Raw genomic sequence first — 6259 nt, 5'->3', positions numbered from 1 at the left:
CCCATCCCGAACCCGGAAGTTAAGCACTGCCGCGCCAATGGTACTTGGGCTTAAGCCCCGGGAGAGTAGGTCACCGCCAAACCTAGCAAAAGCCCACAGTCTCTCTAATACGATGAAACAAATCTGACTCTGACGCGGGATGGAGCAGCCCGGTAGCTCGTCAGGCTCATAACCTGAAGGTCGCAGGTTCAAATCCTGCTCCCGCAACCAAAACTTTAGGGTCAGATAACAACAGCTTACACGCCGCCTCCGGGCGGTGTTTCTATTTGTGCCTTCACAACTGGAAGCACTGTGGAAGCAGACGGGGCGAATTCACCCTGTGGTGAACGCGCAACAGAGGCTATTCGCACAAATCCCCTAAAAGTCGCGCTTAGCCCTGATCAAACGTTGCCACGAGAACCAGATGCTGCAAGTGCATTCGGCAACTACAATCCCAGAGCGGACCCAACAGTATTCTGAAGATATTCCCAGTAGTTGATACACACTTCAGTCTCAAAGCCCGGTGGTCTCGCCAAGTTCGCCATAGTGCGCTGGGACAAACTCCAAACCTCAAGGCAAATTGGTTTTCTTAATTTCCATCAGTTATATTTGAATGTGATCACTTGAAGGCGGGGTGACACATATGAACATTTCTATTTCTGATGAAGCGATGGCAAGGCTCCCATTTTGGGTAAAACCTCCGGGGGAGACAGACGGTTTTTTGATCGTTGTTGGGGTGGTACTAGTCATAGTGCTGTTGGGTTTTGGCGCGCTCTACTTCACTGTACAGGCCATTCCAGACCGCATGGCAGCAGGTGCTCACAAAGTGCAAATGCAGTTAGTCGGTGTGCTTGGATTGATCTCCCTCTTCACCCTCAACAACGCTTTCTGGATCGCAGCAATTCTGATCGCCGCCGTGCCCTTGCATGAAATCTTTCCGCTCAAGACCGACGTAGACATCTCGGAGAGCGACGATGCTTGAGTTGGTCTTCTCTGCACTGATCACAATCGTTCCGGACTACCTCTATCGCCGCTACAAGCAGGGCAAGCGGTGGGGCCAAGAAATTACCCTGTTCAATGTCTGGTACGAGTTGCGGTGGGGTCTGACTGCCTGTGCAATATTGGCTGTGACGCTGATCACGGTGATCTTCTATTTCCACCCTTCAACGCGGAATGTCTCAGCTGCATTTCGCACAGTTACCATTCTCTCGGATCGCGTGGGGCGGGTCGCGGAGGTCTACGTTGCCAATAATGAGGACGTTATGGCTGGCGAGCCGATTTTCCGACTGGACACCACACGGCAGGTGGCGGCAGCAGAAACGGCTCAGCGACGTATCGAAGAGATTGAGGCGGCTTTAGGCCTGACCGCAACGGAAGTTGCGAATGCCACCGCCAGGGTTGAAGCGACAGAAGCTGACCTTGCTCAGGCGACGAGTGATTTGGAGCGACGCCTGGAGCTTGCGGAGCGAAACAACACCGTTGTTAGTGAGCAGGAACTGGAACGGTTGCAAACCGCAGTGACCGGCGCAGAAAGTCAGCGCGCAGCCGCTATTGCCTCGTTAGACGGTGCCAAATTGCGCCAAACCACCCTTCTCCCTGCACAGCTTGAAACTGCGCGTGCGGTTTTGAGAGAGGCTGAGAACGAGATATCAAAATCCACCGTTTTTGCCGAGGTGGATGGGACGGTAACGCAATTTCTCCTCAAGCCGGGTGATATCGTTAATCCAATACTACGCCCTGCCGGGATTTTGGTGCCTGAGGTTACGGGACAGGGGCGTTTTATCGCAGCTTTTGGTCAGATTTCTGCCAGTGTACTAAAGCCGGGTATGCTGGTGGAAATTACCTGCGCGTCTAAACCGTTGACCATAGTCCCGATGGTTGTCGATGACGTGCAAGGGGCGATTGCCGCGGGGCAGTTCCGACCGGGTGATACGCTGTTGGATCAGCAGGATCGAGCGCGACCCGGTACAGTTACAGCGTTCCTAGCACCTATTTTTCCTCAGCATCTTGATAGCATCCCGCCAGGTAGTGCGTGCGTGGGCGTTGCGTATACGAGCCGAGCAAAGGAGATCGACGCTGGTGAGATCACGGGCCTGTCTGCCTTCATCGCAAGGATTGTGGATGGCATGGGTATAGCAAATGCAATTGTCTTGCGTGCGCAGGCCATTCTGCTTCCTGTTAAGACATTGGTATTCAACTAGGCCCACAACTGGCAGTGAGGTAGAGTTTCGCTATGGGTTGCGACGCCAGCTACATTTGCACGTTTCTATCGGTTTTCCTTTGGGACCTGATCTACCTGTCACCGATACTTCTTTTCCTGTTGGTTTTGGTTTGCATGCTCGGGATATCAATTGGTCGGATCGAAGGCTGGTCGACCGGGGTGAGCCTTTACCATGCGTTCATAAACGCAACTACCGTTGGCTACGGAGACATTAGGCCCGAGAAACCCACGAGCCGGGTTTTGTCGGTTATCAACGCATTTGTTGGGCTTATCTTTGCGGGCATTGTCGTCGGTATAGGTGTACATGCCGTCGAGACCTCAATGAATATCGAATTTTGATTTGTCTAGGTTTCAAGAGACGCGAATGACCGTTTTATCCGCGTTGTGGCCGTCAATGACGACGAGTGCGGCACCCGTAGCAAACTTCAGCTTGGTAGCCACTCAAGCCAACCAAAACTTTCCGCGCGCCTTGGCAAGCCGTTCTTCGAGCGGTTTTGTATGTTGTCGCTGATTGGAGGCGCAGAGGAACAAAGCAGACTTTCGAAGGCGGCTAAATCCCCAAAGCTATCGTTTGAAAAAGGCAAACAGCTGGAAAAACAGAGACTAACCTCCGGCTGGATAAAAAGTTCTTAGCTGCTACTCTGATTCTATGGCGCAGAGCTTTGCACTTGGTTTGAGGGGTTTTCCGCGGCTTGAGAATAGTTCTGATCATATTTGCGACTATCTTTGGGCTTGCTGAACCGCGAGCCGGACAGGCGTGCGGGGTTTGTATCGAACGGCCCGAGGCGTCGCTTGCAGATCACATCCTGTCCGCCGATTTCATTGTGTTGGCAGGTCCTGATGCCGAAAACCCGTTCAGATACGGTGTGAAGGAGGTTCTGAAAGGACGGTGGGAAAGCCTTGGCGACCTGCCGGATATTCCCTTCCTCATTGATAGCGTAACGCGGCGCGCCCTCCGCTTGGATGCTACAAGATCTGTTTTGTTGACCTACGGGCCGGACTATCAAGAAAGCACTGATCGAAGCTTCTCGAAGGCATGGCGGCGTATTTTTCTAGTCGACCCGGAAAGAGCTGAATTTTTCGAGAACCTACGCTTGGCCGGTGCATTGTGGACCTACGGCGAAACGGACACTCAGGACCGTGTTCAGTTTTTTGCCGAATATTTGTGGCACGCGGACACCGCGCTTCATAACGCGGCCCTGATAGAAATCGGGCGGGCACCCTACAAGCTTGTGCGCCCAATCGGTGACACGTCCACGACCAGGCAGATTCTGCGGGACTTCAACGATTTGAACCGCTTCCCCTACAGATCCGTCGCAATTCGCCTGTTGGGTCTGCAAACAGATCCACAGGCGCGCTCGATAGTGAAGGCGCGTTTTGCTGATGTGCTGGCCTCGGGCGACTTGCATTCTTATGAGTGGGCACTTGCCGGTATAGAAGCAGACGAGGAAGCCGCTATCAACGCGATCGGATTGGCGCTGCAAGACAGGCAAAGGACTTCGGTCGACAGACAGCCACTTATTCGCGCTTTGGCTGAGGCCGGTGAATCGCAGGCAAGATTCAAGCCTCAGATCATCCAGATATTCTCGGAAGCTTTAGGAATGGACTCGGACCTGGCCCTGCAGATTGCAATTGCTACGCGGCAATGGGGGAGTACTCAGTTAAACCAGCAGTTTGAGGCTTTGCTTGCCCGGGCTGATACAGATCCGGCCACTCAGTTTGCCCTCAACCTGGCTTTGGGGACTGGTGTGGCGACTGACTAAGCTGCGTTCGAACGGTGTTTGTGTTGCTTGGGTTTCGAACAACAAGGAACGCTTCAACCGCTTGGTGAAGGGCCGAAGCAAAGCGCGCCATAGAGCAGATCGAATTGGCGGCGATGGACGTTCAAATTACGACTGAAGCACGCTTTCAAAAAAATTTCAAAGAAAGCAGAGACCTATGATATAGGTAAATTCTAATATGTTTTTCGCATGGGTGCCCGAAGGTACCTGACTTCATTTTTTGTATAGGGAGGTGAATATGTTTCGGCTATCCGTCTGTTTGGTTTCGCTTGTGTTGGCACCAACAAGCGTACTGTCTGACGCGGTTCCAAGCGAAGAGGCCGCAGAAGGCTTGTTCCAGGACCAACCATATTCACCTTACGCCAACCGAAGTTTCCCTGAACGTCCACTTTGGGGGGATACGCATCTTCACACGGGGCTATCGCTGGATGCCGGTGCGTTTGGCAACACATTGCTGCCCGATGAAGCCTGGCGCTTTGCCAAGGGAGAGCAAGTCATCTCATCCACAGGTCAACCTGTCAGGTTGTCACGACCGTTGGATTGGATGGTACTGACGGACCATACTGACCTGATGGGCTTTGCCCCGGACCTTCAGGCCGGTAAGCCGGGCGTTCTGTCTGATCCCAAAGGCTTGGAATGGTACGAAGGCTACAAGGCCGGAGGAGAAGAGGCTGGAAAAACGGCCTTTGATATCATCACCAATTTTTCGCAGATGACATTGCCCGAGGTGCTTCTGGAATCCTACAGCCCGGGCGCGGACGCGTTTGCGTTTACGTGGGAACATATTGTTCTCGCCGCCGAGCGACACAATGACCCCGGCGAGTTCACGGCCTTCATAGGGTTCGAGTGGACCTCGGTCCCGAAGGGGTTCAACCTGCACCGCAATGTCATGCTGCGGGATGGCCCCATCCGAGCGCTTCAGATGGTGCCTCCGGTCACGCAACCGCCCTATGGTGATACGGATCCCAAGTCGCTCTATGCATGGTTGGAGGAGTATCAGGAAAAAACCGGTGGCCGGGCTGTGGCCTTTGCCCATAACGGCAACCTGTCGAATGGTTGGATGTTCCCGACAGAAGATACCTATCACGGCGGCAAGGTCGACGAGGACTACGTCGCAGCCCGTGCGAAATGGGAGCCACATTATGAGGTCACGCAAATCAAGGGTGACGGCGAAGCGCACCCCTTCCTCAGCCCCGATGACGAATTTGCAGACTACGAAAACTGGGACGTAGGCAATCTTGATATCACCGAGTTGAAAACCGATGACATGCTGGCCGGAGAATATGCCCGCGAAGCGCTTAAACGCGGTTTGATGCTGGAAGAGAAGTTCGGCGTAAACCCCTACAAGTTCGGAATGGGAGGGGCGACAGACAGTCATACCTCTTTGGCCACCGCGGAGGAGGACAACTTCTTCGGCAAGTCCGTAAGTGTCGAACCTTCGGCCTCAAGGATCAAACATCCGTTCATTGCCAATGACCTTGGCGAAATCCCCGGCGATCTGCTTGTGGCGTCCGGATATACGGCCGTCTGGGCGACCGAAAACACGCGTGCCGCGATTTTTGACGCGTTCAAGCGGCGCGAGACATATGCCACAACCGGCCCCCGGATTGGTCTGAGGTTCTTTGGCGGATGGGATTTCAGTGACGCAGATGTGGAAACCCGCTTCCTTGCTGATGTTGGCTATACCAAGGGTGTCCCAATGGGGTCTGACTTGCGTCCACGCGAAGGGGATGGGGCTCCGTCCTTCCTGATCGCAGCGCTGCGTGACCCGGTTGGTGCCAATCTGGATCGCGTGCAGGTGGTCAAAGGGTGGCTGGATGCCGAAGGCGCCATGCAGGAAAAAGTCTATGATGTAGCGTGGTCGGACGACCGCGTTGCGGACGGCAATGGCAAGATCCCTGCGGTTGGAAATACGGTTGACGTTGATACCGCCAGCTGGACCAACACAATCGGCACGGCTGAACTGGTCACCGTTTGGTCCGATCCAGATTTCGACCCGAATGAGCGTGCCTTCTACTATGTCCGGGCCATCGAAATCCCTACCCCGCGCTGGATCCTGTATGACAAACTTCGGTTCGGGGCCGAATTGCCCGAAGACGCGATCCTGACACATCAGGAGCGCGCCTATTCCTCGCCAATTTGGTACACGCCGTCCGAGTGAACTATCTTGAAAACACTGCCGACCGCCGGAGTCTGGAATATCACTCCGGCGGTTTCCTTGTGCCTCACCGCAGGCAGGGCGTAGATTTATGTGTAAACCGTTTCCAACATTGACGGT

At 54.1% G+C, this 6259-nt stretch carries 5 protein-coding genes, 1 tRNA gene and 1 rRNA gene; all 7 read left to right on the top strand.

Annotated elements, in window-relative coordinates; genetic code table 11:
• Positions 1 to 82 (top strand): 5S ribosomal RNA (gene rrf / locus ACR0IP_RS17390); the annotation flags it as partial.
• 51 nt (positions 83 to 133) lie between these two features.
• Positions 134 to 210: transfer RNA gene (locus ACR0IP_RS17385), tRNA-Met, on the top strand.
• 412 nt (positions 211 to 622) lie between these two features.
• Complete coding sequence (locus ACR0IP_RS17380) at positions 623 to 961, top strand: hypothetical protein (protein ID WP_170692428.1); 339 nt, start codon at positions 623 to 625, stop codon at positions 959 to 961.
• Entirely contained in the window at positions 954 to 2180 is a 1227-nt protein-coding gene (locus ACR0IP_RS17375) for an HlyD family secretion protein (RefSeq protein ID WP_170692426.1), read from the top strand. Before ACR0IP_RS17380 ends, ACR0IP_RS17375 begins: the two co-directional genes overlap by 8 nt.
• A gap of 32 nt (positions 2181 to 2212) precedes the next feature.
• Positions 2213 to 2539: a potassium channel family protein gene (locus ACR0IP_RS17370; protein WP_170379822.1), complete on the top strand. Its 327-nt coding sequence runs from the start codon at positions 2213 to 2215 to the stop codon at positions 2537 to 2539.
• Between the two features lie 527 nt (positions 2540 to 3066).
• Entirely contained in the window at positions 3067 to 3963 is an 897-nt protein-coding gene (locus ACR0IP_RS17365) for a hypothetical protein (RefSeq protein WP_170379818.1), read from the top strand.
• Positions 3964 to 4219: 256 nt separating this feature from the next.
• Positions 4220 to 6142, top strand: coding sequence for a DUF3604 domain-containing protein (locus ACR0IP_RS17360; RefSeq protein WP_170379816.1), 1923 nt, complete (start codon positions 4220 to 4222; stop codon positions 6140 to 6142).
• Positions 6143 to 6259 lie beyond the last annotated feature (117 nt).

The organism is Ruegeria sp. AL11, from assembly GCF_056540865.1.
This window is presented reverse-complemented; position numbering and strand designations above follow the sequence as displayed.

What these genes read in the sequence shown, in the direction of transcription:
- ACR0IP_RS17380 (WP_170692428.1), top strand. Translation starts at nt 623, where the DNA reads ATGAACATTTCTATTTCTGATGAAGCGATGGCAAGGCTCCCATTTTGG.
- ACR0IP_RS17375 (WP_170692426.1), top strand. Translation starts at nt 954, where the DNA reads ATGCTTGAGTTGGTCTTCTCTGCACTGATCACAATCGTTCCGGACTAC.
- ACR0IP_RS17370 (WP_170379822.1), top strand. Translation starts at nt 2,213, where the DNA reads ATGGGTTGCGACGCCAGCTACATTTGCACGTTTCTATCGGTTTTCCTT.
- ACR0IP_RS17360 (WP_170379816.1), top strand. Translation starts at nt 4,220, where the DNA reads ATGTTTCGGCTATCCGTCTGTTTGGTTTCGCTTGTGTTGGCACCAACA.